Annotated in this window: 17 protein-coding genes and 1 pseudogene; 6 read left to right on the top strand and 12 right to left on the bottom strand. The window is 46.5% G+C overall.

The genetic code is table 11. The annotated features are described in order from the left end of the window. Nucleotides 1-78: 78 nt before the first annotated feature. The 6 genes from C1H71_RS03685 to C1H71_RS03660 form a co-directional block, all read right to left on the bottom strand. A complete protein-coding gene (locus C1H71_RS03685) occupies nt 79-645 on the bottom strand; it encodes a YceI family protein (RefSeq protein ID WP_130105362.1) in 567 nt (188 codons plus the stop codon). 27 nt (nt 646-672) lie between these two features. Continuing rightward, the gene (locus C1H71_RS03680) at nt 673-1,233 is read right to left on the bottom strand and encodes a YceI family protein (RefSeq protein ID WP_130105361.1); all 561 of its coding nucleotides are present in this window, start codon (nt 1,231-1,233) and stop codon (nt 673-675) included. 41 nt (nt 1,234-1,274) lie between these two features. Beyond that, nucleotides 1,275-1,817, bottom strand: a complete 543-nt coding sequence (locus C1H71_RS03675) for a cytochrome b (protein ID WP_130105360.1) — start codon at nt 1,815-1,817, stop codon at nt 1,275-1,277. Between the two features lie 33 nt (nt 1,818-1,850). Then, nucleotides 1,851-2,288, bottom strand: coding sequence for a MarR family winged helix-turn-helix transcriptional regulator (locus tag C1H71_RS03670; protein WP_130105359.1), 438 nt, complete (start codon nt 2,286-2,288; stop codon nt 1,851-1,853). A 386-nt stretch (nt 2,289-2,674) separates the two neighbouring features. Continuing rightward, nucleotides 2,675-3,475 (bottom strand): Cof-type HAD-IIB family hydrolase, encoded by an 801-nt coding sequence (locus tag C1H71_RS03665; RefSeq protein ID WP_130105358.1) that lies wholly within the window; start codon nt 3,473-3,475, stop codon nt 2,675-2,677. A gap of 187 nt (nt 3,476-3,662) precedes the next feature. Beyond that, nucleotides 3,663-4,220 (bottom strand): DUF924 family protein, encoded by a 558-nt coding sequence (locus C1H71_RS03660; protein ID WP_130105357.1) that lies wholly within the window; start codon nt 4,218-4,220, stop codon nt 3,663-3,665. 66 nt (nt 4,221-4,286) lie between these two features. On the opposite strand from C1H71_RS03660, the gene C1H71_RS03655 reads away from it, so the two are divergent. Beyond that, entirely contained in the window at nt 4,287-5,456 is a 1,170-nt protein-coding gene (locus C1H71_RS03655; RefSeq protein ID WP_130105356.1) for a BaiN/RdsA family NAD(P)/FAD-dependent oxidoreductase, read from the top strand. Between the two features lie 405 nt (nt 5,457-5,861). On the opposite strand, the gene C1H71_RS21890 is transcribed toward C1H71_RS03655, so the two are convergent. The 4 genes and pseudogenes from C1H71_RS21890 to C1H71_RS03635 form a co-directional block, all read right to left on the bottom strand. Continuing rightward, complete coding sequence (locus C1H71_RS21890; protein ID WP_374704449.1) at nt 5,862-5,930, bottom strand: hypothetical protein; 69 nt, start codon at nt 5,928-5,930, stop codon at nt 5,862-5,864. After that, nucleotides 5,906-6,591 (bottom strand): annotated as a pseudogene (gene ypfJ / locus C1H71_RS21260) (KPN_02809 family neutral zinc metallopeptidase). Before ypfJ ends, C1H71_RS21890 begins: the two are co-directional and overlap by 25 nt. A 327-nt stretch (nt 6,592-6,918) precedes the next feature. Then, a complete protein-coding gene (gene dapB / locus C1H71_RS03640) occupies nt 6,919-7,719 on the bottom strand; it encodes a 4-hydroxy-tetrahydrodipicolinate reductase (protein WP_130105354.1) in 801 nt (266 codons plus the stop codon). A gap of 5 nt (nt 7,720-7,724) precedes the next feature. Next, nucleotides 7,725-8,129, bottom strand: a complete 405-nt coding sequence (locus C1H71_RS03635) for an outer membrane protein assembly factor BamE (RefSeq protein WP_262488386.1) — start codon at nt 8,127-8,129, stop codon at nt 7,725-7,727. A 95-nt stretch (nt 8,130-8,224) separates the two neighbouring features. Between C1H71_RS03635 and fur the strand changes: the two genes are divergently transcribed. From fur to C1H71_RS03610, 5 genes are all read left to right on the top strand, one after another. Further along, nucleotides 8,225-8,641: a ferric iron uptake transcriptional regulator gene (gene fur / locus C1H71_RS03630; RefSeq protein ID WP_130105353.1), complete on the top strand. Its 417-nt coding sequence runs from the start codon at nt 8,225-8,227 to the stop codon at nt 8,639-8,641. 124 nt (nt 8,642-8,765) lie between these two features. Beyond that, entirely contained in the window at nt 8,766-9,344 is a 579-nt protein-coding gene (aat, locus tag C1H71_RS03625) for a leucyl/phenylalanyl-tRNA--protein transferase (protein WP_262488385.1), read from the top strand. Further along, a complete protein-coding gene (locus tag C1H71_RS03620; RefSeq protein ID WP_130105352.1) occupies nt 9,341-10,069 on the top strand; it encodes an arginyltransferase in 729 nt (242 codons plus the stop codon). Before aat ends, C1H71_RS03620 begins: the two co-directional genes overlap by 4 nt. A 153-nt stretch (nt 10,070-10,222) precedes the next feature. Further along, nucleotides 10,223-10,990 carry a ParA family protein gene (locus C1H71_RS03615; protein ID WP_130105351.1) on the top strand — a complete coding sequence of 256 codons (768 nt, stop codon included), beginning with the start codon at nt 10,223-10,225 and terminating at the stop codon, nt 10,988-10,990. Nucleotides 10,991-11,307: 317 nt separating this feature from the next. Next, a complete protein-coding gene (locus C1H71_RS03610; protein ID WP_130105350.1) occupies nt 11,308-12,207 on the top strand; it encodes a response regulator in 900 nt (299 codons plus the stop codon). A gap of 68 nt (nt 12,208-12,275) precedes the next feature. Here C1H71_RS03610 and C1H71_RS03605 read toward each other — a convergent pair whose 3' ends face one another. Then, nucleotides 12,276-13,061, bottom strand: a complete 786-nt coding sequence (locus tag C1H71_RS03605; protein ID WP_130105349.1) for an MOSC domain-containing protein — start codon at nt 13,059-13,061, stop codon at nt 12,276-12,278. Nucleotides 13,062-13,252: 191 nt separating this feature from the next. Next, complete coding sequence (gene rlmD / locus C1H71_RS03600) at nt 13,253-14,554, bottom strand: 23S rRNA (uracil(1939)-C(5))-methyltransferase RlmD (RefSeq protein WP_130105348.1); 1,302 nt, start codon at nt 14,552-14,554, stop codon at nt 13,253-13,255. Nucleotides 14,555-14,961 lie beyond the last annotated feature (407 nt).

Below are 14,961 nucleotides of genomic sequence, written 5' to 3'. Positions count from 1 at the left end.
TTTGGGGTTTGGCGAGCTGAATATTATTCGAATAAAAAAGGGAAGAGATGATCTCTTCCCTTTTTTAATCTTTATTTATTATTGAGTAATTGCTTCTACAGCAATACTGAGCTTAACGTCGTCACCAATATTCGGTACGTAAGTACTCATGCCAAATTCACTGCGCTTGATGGTTGCAGTAGCATTAGCGCCGCATGCTTGTTTTTTCATCATTGGGTGCATTGCGCATTTAAAGTTGCTAACGGCTAAAGTCAGCGGCTTGGTTACACCTAATAGGGTGAAATTGCCATCTACTGCTACCAGTTTTTCACCTTCAAATACCAATTTATTGGATTTGAATGTCATTGCTGGGAATTTTTCGCTATTAAAGAAATCTGGGCCTTTAACGTGAGCATCGCGCTTTTCCCAGCCGCTATTGAGGCTACGTGTATCAATACTGATATCCACTGCGCCGGTTTTCTTTTCTGCATCTAGCGTGATAGTGCCGCTGGATTTATCAAAGCGACCATTTTGAATTGAAAAGCCCATATGGCTTAATTCAAAGCTTGGGTAGGTGTGGGATGGATCTAAGTTGTAAACAACAGGTGCTGCAAAAACGGTGCTGCTAAAACCTGCGAGTAGTGCCGTGGCGATAAAACGCTTCATTGTAGACTCCAGTGGGGTGGGTAAAACTTATTTGCCTGCGGTACCGGCAAGCGCTATTTTAAATTTAATAATAACTTGGTCAGCAACCGTATCCGTATCGGCCCAAACACCATCACCTAATTTATATTGCAAGCGCAAAATAGGGAGATTGCCTTCTACCACCAGATTACCTGCTTCTGATTTTGTGGTGAGTTGGGTTGTTATATCGCGGCTAATGCCTTTAATGGTGAGCTTGCCTTTGGCTTCAAACTTGCCAGCACCCAGTGCTTTAATGCTACTGGCAATAAAGGTGGCCTTTGGGAAGGCGGCTACATCAAACCACGATTTTTTCTTTGCTTCGGCATTACCATCGCTGCCACCAACATCAATGCTGGCTAAATCGACAATTATTTCTGCTTGGGCTTTTTCTGGCTTAGCTGGGTCAAAGTCTACTTTGGCGCTGAAATTTTTAAAGCCGCCATCCACTGTTACACCCATTTGCTTAAAGCTGAAATCTACTTTGCTTTTTTGTGGAACTAATGTTTGTGCTGCGTTTGCTGAAAGGCTAATGGCCGAAATGAGCGTGGCGCTAAGGATATGCCGAATCATTTAATTCTCCAGTAAAGATAGAAAAGTAGCAGTTATTAAGATTAATTTTTACGTAAAAAAGGCAGCATCCGAGCCAAAATAGTGTCTCGATCAATAAAATGGTGTTTAAGCGCTGCAGCAATATGCAGGCCAATAAGAACCAGTAAGGCGGTGGCAAATAATTCATGGCTGGCTTTTAATGTATCAGCTAGGGCTTCATTTTTTTCGACCAAATTTGGCAATTGCCATAGGCCTAGATAAGCTACGGAGATGCCTTTGGCCGAGCTCATTAGCCAACCAGAAAGCGGCATGGCAAACATTAATAAATAAAGTAGATGATGCACGCCGCTAGAGAGCTTACTTTGCCAAGCGGGTAGGCTAGGGTCTGCTGCGGGAGCACCTTTGAGTTTTAGCCAAATCAGCCGAATAGCCACTAGCCCTAGCACGGTAATCCCAACCCATTTGTGCCAAGAAATAATTTTAAATTTAAGCGGAGATAATGGCATATCGTCCATGGTCCATGCTAGGCCAAATGCAGCACAGATTAAGAGGGCTGATAACCAGTGCAATAAAACTTGCATCCCATCATATTGTTTTTTACTCATTTTGCTCACTATCTTAAAAAGTAATGGAAAAATTTAAATTGCATTTGTTTGGTCTTGAAATTTACTGCGAAGTTCAGCCAGTGAACGGTTTATTCCTGTTAATTGTTGTGCGGATAATTCTGAAAAAAACGGCCGAATATAATCAAGGTGCTGATTAAAAGTACGATTAAACAGCTCTTCACCAGCAGGGCTTAGAAATACTCGCAAACTGCGCCGGTCTGCATTCGTGGTTTCTCTGCGAATAATGTCTTTTGCCTCTAAGCGATCCAGTACACCCGTTAAAGTCCCTTTAGTTATTAAGGTTTTTTCGCCTAGCTCACGGCAGCTCATCCCTTGTGTGTTGCCTAGGGTAGCCACAATATCAAATTGAGCTGGGGTTAAATCCATAGTGCGGATGTGCCGATTAGACAATTGTTCAAAAGCTTGATAGCAGCGCACCAGTTCACGGAGGGTGATTTGGAAGTTTTCCATGACATGTGAGCCATATTGTTCGTGTTAGGACTATTTATATCAGAACAAAAAAAATGTCGCAAGATGTGGAAATGACTAGCAGCCTGTCGGAATTAAGACTGATCTACTACGGAAAAGCCGGATTTGGCCATATTTCAGGCATTTTCTCGTTGAATAGCCAGCTATTCGCCTCAAAAACCCGCGAAATCTGTCTCAAACCGGTCTTTCCCTCGCTACGATCGCTTAAGTCCGACAGGCTGCTAGCCAATCATTAGGATAGATCAGTTTGCAGGAAAAACTTGTCAGAAAAATGTAAGGAGTATGATCGTCAAGTGGCGTTTAAAGCTAAGCCTTAAGCCGAGTGAGGCTTTGTGGTGGCGATGAATACCGCCACCATCTTAATGTAATTAGTGAGTCATATTGAAAGCGCTACGCAGGTGTTTCGCCACGCCGGATTCTTCATTACTACCAATTTGTACCACATTTGGCAGGGCGGCCATTAAACGAGGATTCGCGTTACTCATGAGCCTTGGGTGGCCCGCTGTTTGTAATAGCTCTAGATCATTTTGCCCATCGCCAAAAGCAATACACTGCTCGCGTTTTAGGCTAAGGCGATCAAGCACTACTTGCAAAGCGTGCCCTTTGGATACGCTCGCAGCCATGACTTCTAGGCAATCGGGCATAGAAAAGGTGATATACAAGGTGTTGCCAAAGCGCTCGCGTAATTTGCTCTCTACCTCAAGCAAATGCGCGTGATTACCAATATATAAAATCTTGGGCACACCATGGCCATTGTGGTTAGCGAGGTCTTCGATCCGGTAAGTAAAGCCAGAATCTTGGTGCATATCGAGTAGGTATTGGCTGTGCTGATCAATGAGCCATGCATCATCAAGATAAAAATTTAATAAGGTGCCTGCAGAAAATTCTGCTTGCGAGAGCTCCTTCACCAAATTGGCGGGGATATCCTCCGCGTGGATCAGCTCATTATCTGGGCTATGAATGCGTGCACCATTTGAGGTGATTAAATGGGCTCGGATGCCCAACACATCTCGAATTCCCATCACATCTAAATAATGACGTCCGGTGGCAATGACAAACTGCACACCACGCTCTTCCAGCGTGCGTAGCGTTTCTGCCGTATAGGCATCCACCATATGCTCGCCATTGAGCAGGGTGCCATCAAGATCGGAGGCGATAAGCTGATACATCGTAGGCAATCCGGTTGATTCTGGGAGTCTTGATTTTATCTGCAACAGCGTTTTACTGCGCTTGTAAAAATGCCAAATAAAACTAATTAACTGATGTTACGCACCCATTATGAAAAATCAATGGGTTAGGATTTTCTCAATCAGCTGCAGAGCGCATTCCACCTAAAGGCCTGCGTAACATCAGTAATTAAAAACCCGCGCCAGGTTGTGATAAGTAATCTAGTTCTTCTGCCGTTGAGTTGCGGCCTAATAGTTGATTGCGGTGTGGAAAGCGGCCAAAGCGCTGAATTACCGCATGATGTTTTACAGCGTAATCGTAAAAGCCTTGCAGTTTTTCATCCACTTGCCAGCCCATCATAAGCTCAACGGCTTGTTCTTGATCGCTTAGGCTTTCTGAATGCTCAAAGGGCAGATAAATAAAGAGTTGCTCAAGTGGGGTGAGCTTCTGATCAAAGCCTTTACAGACTGCGGCCTTAGCTGCTGCTAAGGCGAGATGATCATATGCAAAGCTTTGTGCATCATTGCGGAAAATATTACGTGGGAACTGGTCTAGTAAAATAATGTAGGCCAAGCTGTGACTTGGGGTGTTGAGCCAAGCGGCTTGCTCGCCATTGGCGGCGGCCTCGATTGCGCTTAAAAACTGTGCTTTGATTTGTGCATCAAAGTTAGCATCTTTACGAAACCATTCGCTGCGAATTTCAAGCGGCTGGCCAAACCAAAAATTAAGAACATGATCAGGATTCATGGATTCACCTCGTGAGTTACAATACGCCGTTTTTGGCCTTAGGCCGATGGTGGCAAAGGTAGAGTAATGCAAAATGTGGTGGATGTAATTGTAATTGGGGCCGGCGCGGCGGGCATGATGTGCGCGGCCACTGCAGGCCAACGTGGTCGTAGCGTGGTATTGATCGACCACGCGGTAAAACTTGCAGAGAAGATTCGTATTTCTGGCGGCGGGCGTTGTAATTTTACTAATTTAAATACTTTTGCTAGCTGCTATCAATCGGCCAACCCGCATTTTGTAAAATCTGCGCTTAAGCAATATAGTCAGTTTGATTTTATTAAAATGGTTGAGGCGCATGGCCTTGGCTATCACGAAAAAACCTTGGGGCAATTGTTTTGCGACCAAGGCTCGCAAGCGATCATTGACATGCTAAAAGCCGAAGTGGACCAAGGCGATGTGATGTGGCGCATGGACACCGGCATCGTATCGATTGAAAAAACGGCCAATGGCTTTGCAGTGGTAACCAGCCGCGAAACTTGGCAATGCCGCTCGCTGGTAGTGGCCTGTGGGGGCTTATCTATTCCGCCGATTGGTGCGACTGGCCTAGGCTTTGATATTGCCAAGCAGTTTGATATACCCGTGCTGTCCCTCGCTCCCGCCCTTGTTCCTCTTACCTTTCAACCACAAGATTTATGGGCTGATTTGGCAGGGGTGGCGGTTGAAGACGCTGTGGTGAGCTGTGGTGATATGCAATTTAGAGAAGCCATCTTGCTAACACACAAGGGCCTATCTGGCCCCGCTATTTTGCAAATCTCTAGCTATTGGCGAGCGGGCGATAGCTTAGAAATTGATTTATTGCCTGATGTGGATTTTGCTGCGCTATGGGCAGGTGCTAATCGGGATGCACTGATCACTACTATTTTAGCGGAGCTACTGCCTAAGCGCTTGGTGCAAGCTTGGCTGACGCAGTGGGGCGAGATTAAACCGCTTAAACAATATTCAGTTAAAGAATTGGCTGCAATAGAAGAAAGCTTTCACCACTGGTCGATTATTCCTTCGGGATCGGTGGGGTATAAAAAAGCCGAGGTGACACGTGGCGGGGTGGATACGCAGGCTTTGTCTTCTAAAACCATGGAAGCACGCCATGTTGCTGGTTTATTTTTTATTGGTGAAGTGGTCGATGTGACCGGCTGGCTGGGTGGGTACAACTTTCAGTGGGCTTGGTCGTCCGGATATGTTGCAGGATTAAATTGCTAGGTGTATAACTAAATCTCCAGCAACAGCAAAAGGAGATCGAATGAATAGTTTCCAAGAAGTGCTGTTTTCGGAGGTGAGGTTTGCCCCCGTTGCGACGCGGCTAATGTGTCGTTATGCTGGGCATCTGTAGTGCAGTGATTGGTGAAAAAGTTCTGCCAACACGAGAAGGCCATCAGATGTCGTAGTATCTGCTCTTTGCGTGTATTAGATGTAAGTACTGAGTTGTAGCTGTAGATGTGGCCGTACCGTAGTATTTTTTGTACGTGTTTTTCCTGTAGCTGCTTTTGAAGTGAACGTTGTTTTTATTAACATTAACCTTCAGTATGTATTTCATCTGTTCTACCGCAATAAGCGACGGGGTGCATTTGCACCCCGTTGTCGTTTCTGCTATTTGTAAAATGCTGTTTACTTACTAGTGAATGTATTACAGCTATTCACCTTGCCGTTTGCTAATCCCTGTTTAAACCAATGCATACGCTGCTCTGAGCTGCCGTGTGTAAAGGCATCTGGTGTGTAACCGCTTGGCCTGCTCCACGCTGCAAGGTGTCGTCACCAATGGCGTTGGCGGCGGCTAAGCCTTCTTCTACATCGCCAGGTTCTAGTCGTTTATTTTGCGCTGCGTAATAGCCCCAAACACCAGCAAAGCAATCGGCCTGAAGCTCTAGTTTTACAGATAGTGCATTCGCTTGTTTTTCAGACACCTGTTGTTGTTTTCGGCGCACCTTACCTGAAATGCCAGAGAGATTTTGCACATGATGACCAATTTCATGCGCTAGCACATAGGAATTAGCAAAATCACCTGGTGCGCCATAGCGTTTGGCTAGCTCATCATAAAAGCTCAGGTTGATATAAATTTGCTGATCTGCCGAGCAATAAAATGGCCCCATCGCAGAAGAGGCGCTACCGCAGGCGGATTAACCTGGTCTCTAAATAATACGAGTGTGGGCTTTTTATAGGCGTTGCCAAAGGCTTCTGGGTAGGCTTTACTCCACACATCTTCGGTAGAGGCCAAGATGGCGCGCGCAAACTGGCTGGCTGGATCATCGCAAGTGGTCACTTTAGCTTGAGTGGATTGGTTTCGATGTGTGGGCGCGTTGTGATTGGCAAGAAGCCCTAGGGTCTGTTGACGTTTCATTCACGGCTGCGTTTGCCCCAGTAGCAGGCTAATGACGCCGACAATTACCACGCCACCAATACCTAGCAGCCTGTCGGACTTAAGACTGATCTACTACGGAAAAGCCGTATTGGGCCATACTTCACGCATTTTCTCGTTGAATAGCCAGCTATTCGCCTCAAAAACCCGCGAAATCTGTCTCAAACCGGTCTTTCCCTCGCTACGATCGCTTAAGTCCGACAGGCTGCTAGCTGGCCAATGGGCAGCCTGCCACCGCCGTCGTCATCACGGCGGTCATCCACATTATCGCTACGTCGTAAGTCTTGCCAGCGCATAGTCTGCTCCTGATTAACTTAGACCCAATACATCCTGCATATCAAACAGTCCGGTTTGCTGGCCACTTAAAAAACGTGCAGCGCGGATAGAGCCTTGGGCGTAGATATTGCGGTTAGATGCTTTATGCGAAATTTCTATACGCTCGCCCATGCCAGCAAAAATTACCGTATGGTCGCCAATCACATCTCCGCCGCGTAACGTGGCAAAACCAATACTGGATGGATCTCGCTCGCCAGTAATGCCGTGCCTATCATAAACCGCACAGTCTTCTAGCTTCTGCCCCATTGCTCCTGCTACTGCGTCGCCCAGCATTAAGGCCGTGCCAGAAGGCGCGTCCACTTTCATGCGGTGATGCATTTCTAGGATTTCAATGTCGTAGCCGGTATTCAGGGTTTTTGCGGCTACTTCAAGTAGCTTTACCAGTAAATTAACCCCAGCGCTCATATTGTAGGCGTGCACAATGGCAATTTTATCGGCGGCTGCGGTAATTGTGGCTTTGCCTGTTTCTTCAAAGCCCGTGGTGCCAATGATCATGTTCACATCATGTTTTTGGCAGGCTGATAAATGCTGCAATGTGCCTTCGGGGCGAGTGAAGTCGATTAAAACATCGGCACCAGCTAGCAAATTGAGATTAGCACTGATATTCACACCGCAATTTTTACCTAAAAAAGCTGCTGCATCGCTACCGATTGCGGGGCTGTTTTCGCGATCAAAGGCGGCAAACAGCTGGCAATCCTTTGCTGCGATAACGGCTTCGATTAGCATGCGGCCCATGCGGCCACTGCTACCGGCAATGGCGATTTTAATCGTCATGTTGTTTATTCCTTAGCGGCTGGAGCAGGTGTCACAGCACTGGCTACAGAAGTTTCGGCAGATTGAAATTTGGCAGGGGCTGGTAGTGTTTCGCCAGAGAAGCTAACTAAGCTATCACCTTCAAAAATAAGCACATAGCTTTTTTTGTCTCTTAACACACCCGCGCGGGCATCGCTATATAAGTAGTCCCAGCGGTTGGCATGAAAGGGGTCCGTTAGCAGCGGTGTGCCTAAGAGAAAGCGCACTTGTGAGTGCGTCATCCCTGTTTTGAGCTTGGCGACTTGATCAGCGGTAATTTCATTACCTTGTGGGATGTCGAGTTTATAAGGTGTAAGGAAATTAGCAACACTGCACGCCGAGGTAGCTAGCGCGATAGGGAGCAATAAAATAAGTACTTTTGCCTTCATCATGGGCGATATTTTCCAGAGCGGGTTGGAGTGACCAACTTAAACGCTATATCATAACCTGATCTGGGGCATGTAGCCTAAAACCGGGAGAGAATCGCATGAGTAAAGCAAACGAATTAAAAGAAATGGGTTTGAAGGCGACTGGGCCACGGTTGAAAATTTTAAACTTGTTTGAGACAGGTGATCAGCGTCATATGACAGCGGAAGATGTCTACCGGCTGTTGATCGCTGACAACTTGGATATTGGCTTGGCTACTGTTTACCGCGTGCTCACGCAGTTTGAGCAGGCTGGTATTTTGGTGCGTCATCATTTTGAAACCGGTAAATCAGTCTTTGAGCTGAGCGCGGGTGGCCATCACGATCACTTGGTTTGTGTGAAGTGTGGGCAGGTTGAAGAATTTTATGATGCTGAAATTGAAAAGCGCCAAGATGCCATTGCCAAGGAACATGGCTTTGATATTCAGGATCATGAAATGTATTTGTATGGTATTTGTGCAACATGCAAGGTGGCGTAATTTAAGTGATTCCTTGGCTTGGTAGCAGTTTGCAGTTCCCTCCGCTTTCTCTTGCCTTGCAAGAGCCAAATGGTTTGTTGGCGGCGGGGGGGATTTGTCGCCTCAGCGGGTGTTGGCGGCGTATATGTCAGGTATTTTCCCTTGGTTTATGCCTGATGAGCCTATTCTTTGGTGGAGTCCTAATCCACGGATGGTGCTTTTCCCCGCCGAGCTGCATATTCCTAAGTCGCTAGAGAAAGTGCTTAGGAATCGCCCGTATGAAGTACGTTTTGATACGGCATTTGCCCAGGTGATGCAAGGCTGTGCTGCTCCGCGTGATGGCGAGCCTGCAACTTGGATTAGTGAAGATATTTGTGCCAGTTACGGGGCTTTGCACCTTGCTGGTTGGGCACATTCAGCAGAATGTTGGATTGATGGTGAGCTTGCTGGAGGTTTATATGGCATCGCCATCGGAAAAATGTTCTACGGTGAATCTATGTTTGCCAGAAAAGCGGATGCCTCTAAAATTGCCTTTGTGCATTTAGTGCGCTATCTAGAGCTGCAAGGGTTTAAGTTAATTGATTGTCAGATGCGTACCGATCACTTGGCTCGCTTTGGTGCGCGTGAGATTTTGCGCGATGAGTTTATTGAGCGCTTAAACGTACTTATTACAGAGCCACATCAAGTTGGTCCTTGGTCTTATCTCCACGGAGTAAAAACATGAATGATTCGCTGCGCACTCGCACGATTTCTTTACAGTTTTACGCCACAGCGACGTATGAGTGCAGCTATTTGGATGGACAAGTGGCGCGCTCGCAAGTGGCGGTGCCAGCGGAGCTTATTGATAGCCAAGCGTATAGCAATTTAGTGCAGCATGGCTTTCGGCGTAGTGGGCTATTTGTTTATCGGCCTTGGTGTGATCAATGCCGCGCCTGTGTGCCGGTGCGGCTACCCGTGCAGCAATTTAAACCTAATCGTACCCAACGCCGCGTGCAAAAATTACATGCTGGATTACAAGTTAGATTACTGGGTTTGGAATACCTAGAATCACATTATTTATTGTATCAGCGCTATCAAATGGCAAGGCATTCTGGTGGTGGGATGGATCAAGATAATCGAGAACAATATCAAAATTTTATATTAAAAAGTAATGTGAGTAGTTTCTTGGCAGAGTTTAGCCTTGATGATCAAGTACAGATGGTCAGTTTGATTGATCAGCTAGATGATGGGATTTCCTCGGTATACACTTTTTATAATCCAGATCTCCCTGGGGCAAGCTTGGGGGTATTCAATATTCTTTGGCAAGTTGATCTAGCAAAAGAAATGCAGCTCCCCTATGTTTATCTCGGATATTGGATTGACCAATGCCGAAAAATGGCTTACAAAACATGCTATAAACCGATTGAAGGATTGTTTGATGGCAAGTGGCAGCTTTTAGTGATGGATTAGTTTTTTTAAAAATGTTGTTTAACTGATTTACTTTTGTTGTCTTACATCGCTACCCTTTTTACATAATCACCACACCTATTGTGCGACGCAATACAAGTTGAATAAGAGCTGCTAGTATTCATTGTAATAATGAGTAAATAAGAGATGGTCTAGATGAAAATTCGTGTGGTGTTTAATCAAAAAGGTGGTGTTGGTAAATCAACAATCACTATTAATTTGGCGGCGGCTGCTGCCAAAGCAGGTAAACGGGTATTGGTAGTTGATTTAGATCCGCAAGCTAATTCAAGCCATTATTTGCTAGGGGTGGGCCTTGATTTGGCCAAGCCTAGTTTGTTAGATTTTTTTGATCAAGTTCTTAACTTTAGTATGTATGCCAAAGACACGCGTGAGTTTGTGCATCGCAGCCCATTTGAGCGGCTATCGATTATGCCTTCGCACCCACAAATCGCTGAGTTGGAATCCAAATTAGAATCAAGGCATAAAATTTATAAATTGCGTGAAGCTTTAAATGAATTAGTAAATGATTTTGATGAAGTTTGGCTGGACACGCCTCCAGCTTTAAATTTCTTTACTTTATCTGCGTTGATTGCGGCAGAAGGTTGTTTGATTCCATTTGATTGTGATGAATTCTCACGGCATGCCTTATTGGGGTTGATTGATAGAGTGGCAGAGATTCGCAATGATCATAATGCTGATTTAGTGATTGAAGGCATTATTGTGAATCAGTTTCAAGCTCGTGCCAGCTTGCCAGCACGAATGGTCGCAGAACTAAAACAGCAGGGTTTGCCAGTGCTAGATGTGTTTCTAGGGGCTTCAGTTAAAGTAAGGGAATCACATGAACGCGCTATACCTTTGCTTATTCTTGATCCAAATCATAAGTTATCGCAGCAGTTTGCTGACTTATATGCCTTATTAAAATAATATGCCATAAAGTATTAAAATAATTAAATTAAATAGAACCTGATTATGTCTCTTGCTCAGCCGAGCTTTCGCACGCGCATGATCCGGCTTGAGTAAGATGCGTGCGGAATAAGGGCGCTCCATGTCAAAACCAATTGAATCGTCTGAAGTTAGCAATGCCGCGCAGGTCACTAAATCAAGGGTTCCGGAGCAAGAGACATAATCAGGAAATAGAATAGAATAATCTATATATTAAGTATGAACGCTACATCCGCGAACAATTTACCTTGCTGCTTACAGGGCGGGGGTTGAAGTGATAAAAGTGGAGAGGAGATGACATGCAAGAGCGGGCTAGGGTACTTATTGTTGATGATGAACCCTTTAATTTAGAAATACTTTCTGAGCACCTTACGGATGCTGGCTACGATGTGGTGGTGGCCGAGGATGGTGAAGTGGCTTGGGGGATTTTGTCAGAAGATCACTCATTTGACACCGTGCTGCTTGATCGCATGATGCCACGTATGGATGGTATGGCTCTACTTGCCCGATTACGACAGCAACCAGAATTTGAACATCTGCCGGTGATTATGCAAACGGCTGTAGGCGCTGCAGAAAACGTGCGTGAAGGGCTGGCGGCGGGTGCTTATTACTATTTAATTAAGCCATTTCAGCGTGATATGTTGCTGGCAATTGTGGCTGCAGCGGTTAATTTTCATCGTGAAAAAAGCCAGCTGGATGCGCAATTAGCCGCACAAGCCAGCTCTTACCATTTACTGATGAAGGGCGAGTTCCATTTTCAGACCTTGGATGAAGCTCGCCACCTGACCTTGCTGCTCTCCAATGCTTGCCCAGAGCCGCAGCGGGTGGCATTGGGCTTGTCTGAACTCTTAGTGAATGCGGTAGAACACGGTAATTTAGCTATTAGCTACGCTGAAAAAACGCGTCTCTTACAGCATGGTCGTTGGCAAGATGAGATAGAAGCGCGCTTAACGCTGCCAGAGTATGAACATCGCAAGGTGAAGGTTGCGTTTTATCGGGAGGTCGGCGAAATTGTTTTTACCATCACCGATGAAGGCAATGGCTTTGAATGGCAGCCATTTTTGGAGATGTCGCCAGAGCGTGCGTTTGACCCGCATGGTCGAGGTATTTCGATGGCACGGATGCTATCGTTTCAATCAGTGGAATATAAAGGCACGGGTAATCAGGTGATTGCACGAGTGCGGTCTGCTGAGCAGTGATCTTGCTCAAGGCGCAGCGCGCTGAGCCTTGATATTTAGATAGGGTGTTGCTGGCAGCGCCCTATCAATTATTCCAAAATTTCTACGATCATGCCCTCGTTAATTACACCGCCTTTTTCTACCGCAATATTTTGTCCAAAGATCACACCATCTGCAGTTTTTCGGTATTTTGCTAGGGTGCGTAATGGCTCTTGATTGGGAGATTTTTCGCCCGTTTCTGGGTCTATCGTGATAAATACGCAGCGCGTGCAGGGCTTAATAAAGCTAAAAATGACTTCGCCGATACGGATTTTTTTCCAGCTATCCTCAGCAAAAGCATCAGCGCCTTGCATAATCAGATTGGGTCTGAAGCGTTGCATAGATAGCTTTTGATCAAGACGATGGTTGAGATCTGCAAGCGAGCTTTCCCCTGTCAGCAATAACGGGTGCCCATCCACAAAGGTAATCGGCTCGCCCTTGCTGCCTTGGCGGTTGAGCTCCAGCCCTGTCCAAAGTAAGATCACCTGCTCACCTAAATAGGCCGAACACCAAGCGTCTGCATCGCTGGCACCGTGATGGGCGGTAAAGTCGCTTTCCCATACGCTGGCGGGGTGAATTTGGCTAAACAAGCCAGTAGCAACAAATAGTGTGGGCATGCCAGGCGCGCTTAGGCTAAGGCCTTCAGTGCTTGGCTCGGCCGACAATAAAACTAACTTGGGGAATTCTCGGCCAGTAATAAGCCTGCCATTGGGGGTGGCAATCATCCATGTGCGATCAAAAGGCAGGCCGCTGCTTTGTACCTGACTTTGCTGCAGCCGCTGGCCTTGGCTAGATTTAATTGGGTAGCGGTAAAGCCCTGAAAGGATGATGGTCATAGCTGTCAGCTCGGCAAAATAAAGTTACGTTAACTTAATTTAAGTTGACAAACAATACTGGCAATCTTAGTTCTCTCCCTTGTTGTTGATTTGTTTGAGGTGAAGGTAAGCAGTTAGCCATTTCTGTAATTGAAATGGCCACTTAAGCATGATCGCATGACTGAATGCACTGCCGATTAGTATAGCGGGTGCTACTCGGCCTTCTCAAACCAAGCAATGCTCTCAACGTGTGCCGTGTGTGGGAACATATTGACGATACCTGCTGCTTTGAGCACATAGCCTTTCTCATGCACCAGTACATCTGCATCACGCGCTAGTGTGGCGGGGTTGCACGATACATAAACAATGCGTTGTGGGCCGTTTTGGGCGCTGATGGATTTGCATAATTCATGTGCGCCGTCCCGTGGCGGGTCGATCAGCATTTTGTCGAAGTGGCCGAGCTTTTTTAGCCAGCTTTCAGTCATCTCAAATAAATTAGCGACTTTAAACTGGGTATTGCTAGCCAGCTGATTATCCGCAGCGCTTTCATTGGCGCGGTCTACCAGCTGCTGCAAGCCTTCCATACCCAGCGTTTTAGCACCGCTTCTGGCTATTGGCAGCGTAAAGTTACCCACGCCACAGAAAAAGTCAGCAATCACTTCATTAGGCTGCGGATCAAGTAAGCCCATCGCCCGCGCCACCAGCGTGCGGTTGATGAGGTGGTTTACCTGGGTAAATTCGGTGGGTTTATAACGCATCACAATGCCAAATTCAGGAATACTATAGCTGAGCTGCGGCGCATTGTTTGGATAGAACACGGTGGCCGCTTCGCTTGATTTTGCCTGCAGCCAGAATTGCACTTTCCATTCATCTGCATATGTTTTAAGCAACGCCTGATCAGCTTTATTGGGCTTGATGGGGGTGCGCAGCACCAGAATATCGACATGCTCACCCACCGCCAGCTCGATATGCAGTAGGTTTTCTTTGATAGAAAGGCGTTTAATCAGCTGGCGCAGCGGCAAAATTTGCTTGGAGATATGCGGCGGTAACACATGGCATTCTTTTAGATCGGCGATGATCTTAGAGCGTTTTTCAAAAAAGCCTAAGCGTACCTCATTGCCCCTTACCGACACCGATAAACGCGCCCGTTGGCGATAACCCCATTCTGGCCCGTAAATCGCAGGTAGCAGCATTTCTGGTTTGATATTGCCAATGCGTTTTAAATTGTCTTCCAGTACCCGTTGCTTAGCCGCCACTTGGCCAGAGAATTCCATATGCTGCATGCTGCACCCCCCGCAACTGCCAAAATGCGGACAGGGCGGATTAACCCGCAGGTGGCTGCTGGTATGGATTTGCGTGGCTTCGGCATTTTCAAAACGCGGCTTAATACGATAGCTTTTATAGCTGACGCTTTCTCGTGGCAGGCCACCGTCAATAAAAATCGTCTTTCCATCTACGCGTGCAATCCCGTGGCCTTCAAAGTCGAGTGATTCAATAAGGGCAGGAGTAGTCATGGTAAGGCCATCGCGTAAAACGCGCGATTATAAGCGATCTGGGGATGAGTGTGGCATTCGTGGCGAAGGCAATGGTTTGATTTTTAAAGGTGTAATCACCGCAGGCATGACGCTGTAGAGGGGGGCAATGGCACCTAGGGTACAGGGGCACTTCAAGCAAGCCTAGCAGCCTGTCGGACTTAAGACTGATCTACTACGGAAAAGCCGAGTTTGGCCATATTTCACGCATTTTCTCGTTGAATAGCCAGCTATTCGCCTCAAAAACCCGCGAAATCGGTCTCAAACCGGTCTTTCCCTCGCTACGATCGCTTAAGTCCGGCAGGCTGCTAGGGGCAACGCTCATTCATTAAAAAAACGGCGCAAACAAAAGTTTGCGGCATTTTTGTTTAATTAACGCGTAACTTGGC

Source organism: Iodobacter fluviatilis, from assembly GCF_004194535.1.
In the GTDB taxonomy this organism is placed as follows: domain Bacteria; phylum Pseudomonadota; class Gammaproteobacteria; order Burkholderiales; family Chitinibacteraceae; genus Iodobacter; species Iodobacter fluviatilis_A.
The sequence above is the reverse complement of the archived record's forward strand: the minus strand, read 5'-3'. Positions and strand labels throughout refer to the sequence as shown.